This is a genomic window from Streptomyces sp. NPDC001781, assembly GCF_053596035.1.
Genome location: NZ_JBSFFI010000068.1, coordinates 1 through 3,927, shown reverse-complemented (window position 1 = coordinate 3,927; position 3,927 = coordinate 1). Strand labels below are relative to the sequence as shown.

The following is a 3,927-nucleotide window of genomic DNA, read 5'->3' as shown; positions in this document are numbered from 1 at the left end:
CGGCCAGCTCACGACCCATCCCCACCCACTGCGCACCCTGACCCGCGAACACGAACACCGTCCGCCCACCAGAACGCGCCACCCCCGACACCACAGAACCCGACGACACCCCAGCCGCCACACCACGCAGCCCCGCCAGCAACTCACCGCCCTCAGCGCCCAGCACCACCGCACGGTGCTCGAATGCCGAACGCGTCGCAGCCAACGACCAGGCCACATCGGCCGGCTCCAGTTCAGGCCGGGCGGTCACCCATTCCCACAAGCGGCTCGCCTGCGCGGTGAGCGTCTTCGCCGTGCGTCCGGAGACCGGCCAGGCCAGGGGCGCGGGAGTGGCGTCTTCAATACGCGCGGCTTCGGCAGGTTCCTGGTTCTCCTCAAGGATGACGTGGGCGTTGGTGCCGCTCATGCCGAAGGATGAGACGCCCGCGCGGCGCGGTCGGTCGTCGGCCACGTCCCAGGGGCGGGCCTCGGCGAGGAGTTCCACCTTGCCCGCCGACCAGTCGACGTGCGGTGAACGCTGCTCGGAGTAGAGGGAGCGCGGGAGTTGGCGGTGCTTGAGCGCCATCACCATCTTGATCACGCCCGCGACACCGGCGGCGGCCTGGGTGTGGCCGATGTTGGTCTTCACCGAGCCGAGCCACAGGGGCCGGTCGTCGGCCCGTTCCTTGCCGTAGGTCGCCAGCAGCGCCTGGGCCTCGATCGGGTCACCCAGGGGCGTGCCGGTGCCGTGTGCCTCGACGACGTCGACCTCGTCGGCCCGCACCCCGGCGTTGGCCAGGGCGGCGCGGATGACGCGCTGCTGGGAGGGGCCGTTGGGGGCGGTGAGGCCGTTGGAGGCGCCGTCCTGGTTCACCGCTGAACCACGGACGACCGCGAGGATCCGGTGGCCGTTGCGGCGCGCGTCGGAGAGGCGCTCGACGACGAGCATGCCGGCGCCCTCGCCGAGGCCCATGCCGTCCGCCCCGGCGGAGAACGCCTTGCAGGAGCCGTCCGGGGAGAGCCCCATCTGGCGGCTGAACTGGTCGAAGAGGAGCGGGTTGGCCGCGACCATGACGCCGCCGACCAGCGCGAGCGAGCACTCGCCGGAGCGCACCGCCTGGCAGGCCAGGTGGAGCGCCACCAGGGAGGAGGAGCAGGCCGTATCGACGGTGACGGCGGGGCCCTCAAGGCCCAGGACGTAGGAGATACGGCCGGAGACGACGCTGGTCGAGACGCCCGTGACGAGGTGTCCGTCGAGTTCGCCGTTCTGGAGGCCCGAGCTGTAGCCGTAGCCGGAGGCGGACGCGCCGGCGAAGACGCCGGTCGCGGAGCCGCGCAGCGAGGTCGGGTCGATCCCGGCCTGCTCCAGCGCCTCCCAGGCGACCTCAAGGAGCATCCGCTGCTGCGGGTCCATCATCAGCGCCTCGCGGGGGCTGATCCCGAAGAACCCGGCGTCGAAGCCGACCGCGTCGTAGACGAAGCCGCCCGCGCGGATGGAGGCGCCGATGTAGTCGTCCTCCTCCTCGGAGCGGTCCTCGAAGATCCAGCCCCGGTTCTCCGGAAGCGTGGAGATCGCGCTGGTTCCGGCCTCGACCAGGTTCCACAGCTCCTCGGCGCCGGTGACGCCGCCCGGGTAGCGGCAGCCGATGCCGACGATGGCCAGCGGCTCGTCGGTCGCGGCGGCGGCGATCGGCGCGGGGGCCTGGGTGTCGTCGGGGACGCCCGCAAGTTCGGCGAGCAGGTACTCGGCGGCGGCCGTGGGGGTGGGGGCGTCGAAGAGCAGGGTCGCCGGGAGTTGCACGCCGGTGGCCGCGCTCAGACGGTTGCGGAGTTCGACGGCCGTGAGCGAGTCGAAGCCCAGGTCGCTGAAGGCGCGGGTGGGCTCCACCGCGTCCGGGGACGGGTAGTCGAGGACCTGGGCGGCCTCGGTCCGCACGATGCCGATCAGCAGCCGGACCTGTTCGCCCCGGGAGAGGCCGGCGAGCCGCTGTGTGAGCGGGGAGCCCGTGGCAGCGCCGTCGGTCTGGTCGGGGGCCGACGCGGTGAGGACCTGGCGGACCTCGGGGAGGTCGGCGATGAGGGGGCTGGGGCGGCGCAGGGTGAACGGCGGGGCGAAGCGCGCCCAGTCCACGTCGGCGACCGTCATCAGCGGTTCGCCCCGGTCGATGACCTGGGTGAGCGCGTCGGCCGCACGGCCCGGCTCCATGACCATCAGGCCGCGCCGCTCGCCCTGGGCGGCGCCCTCCTCGTCGGTCATGCCGCCGCCGCCCCACGGGCCCCAGGCCACCGAGGTGGCGGGCAGGTTCCGGGAGAGGCGGTACTCCGCGAGGCCGTCGAGGAAGGCGTTGGCGGCGCCGTACGCGGGTTGCAGACCGCTGCCCCATGTGGCGGAGATCGAGGAGAACAGGACGAAGGCGTCGAGATCCAGATCCCGGGTCAGCTCGTGCAGCCACCACGCGCCGGCCGCCTTGGCCGCCACCACCTGGGCCGTTTCGGCCAGGTCGGTGGCCTGCACGGCGGTCTCCTGCCGGACACCGGCAGTGTGCAGCACGGCGTGGAGCGCGGGACCGGCCCACTCGACCACGCCGGCCAGGTCGGCGCGGCGTCCGCTGTCGCAGGCCACCACGTCGACGGAGGTCCCGGCCTCGGCCAGCTCGGCGGCCAGCACTCCGGCGCCGAACGCGGCCGGTCCGGAGCGGCTGGTCAGCACCAGGCGGGGGGCGCCGCGCTCGGCCAGCTTGCGGGCCACGTGCCCGGCGATGGCGCCGGTGCCTCCGGTGACGAGGGTCGTACCGCGCGGCGTCCACTGCTGGGCGTCGCCTCGGGGGCGGGGGGCGCGGGTCAGGCGGCGGCCGAGGACGCCGGAGTCGCGGATCGCGACCTGGTCCTCGGTGCCGGAGGCTCCGGACGCGAGCAGCGCCACCAGCCGGGCGGCGGCACGGCCGTCCAGCGTGGCGGGCAGGTCGATCAGGCCGCCCCAGCGTTCCGGGTGCTCCAGTCCGACACCACGGCCGAAGCCCCACACGTGCGTCTGCACGGGGGCGGTCAGGGTCTCGCCCTGGTCGGCCGCGACGGCGCCACGGGTGACGACCCACAGGGGGGCGCCGATCCCGGCGTCGCCGAGCGCCTGCGTCAGAGCCAGGGTGGCGCCCAGTCCACGGGGGACGACGGGGTGTTCGGGTATGGGTGTCTCGTCCAGCGCCAGCAGCGACAGCACGCCGGTGAGCTGCGTCTGCGTCTGCGTCTGCGTCTCGATGAGGATCGCGGCCATGTCGGCCCGGTCCACGGCCTCGGCGGGGACGCGGGCCACGACGACCTCGGCGCCTCGGTCGGTCAGCGCGGCGGTGCAGCTCCGGGTGAACTCGTCGTCGGCGAGTGCGGCCGGGACGGCGAGCAGCCAGCGCCCGGACAGCGCGGCCGAGGAGGCCACGGCGACGGGGGACCACTCCACACGGTAGCGCCACTGCGCGGTCGAGTAACGGTCCTGCTCACGGCGGCGCCAGGCCACCAGCGCCGACACCACCTCACCGAGCTGTTCCTGGTCGTCCAGTTCCAGCACCTCGGCCAGGTGCGCCAGGTCACGGCCCTCGGCGGCGGCCCAGAACCGGGCTTCGGCCGCGCTGTCCGCGATGTCACCGGGCGTGGGCACGGCCGGCTCGGCGGACGGCTCCATCCAGTAGCGCTGGCGCTGGAAGGCGTAGGTGGGCAGCTCGACGGTCTGTGCGGACGGCAGGACGGTCGTCCAGTCGACGGGGAGACCGCCGACGTACGCCTCCGCGAAGGACCGCACCAGCCGGGCCATACCGCCGTTGTCACGCTCCAGGGTGCCGACGGCCAGGACGCCGCCGACCACGCCCGCGTCCTCGGCGGTCTCCGCGACCGGTCCGGTCAGGACCGGGTGCGTGGAGACCTCGACGAACGCGTTGAAGCCGTCGCCCAGCAGCAGGC

The 3,927-nt window shown here is 74.0% G+C and carries 1 protein-coding gene; it reads right to left on the bottom strand.

What is annotated here, in order from left to right:
- A partial coding sequence (locus ACWCV3_RS28500) for an SDR family NAD(P)-dependent oxidoreductase (RefSeq protein ID WP_451230111.1) occupies positions 1-3,927 on the bottom strand: 3,927 nt, incomplete at both ends.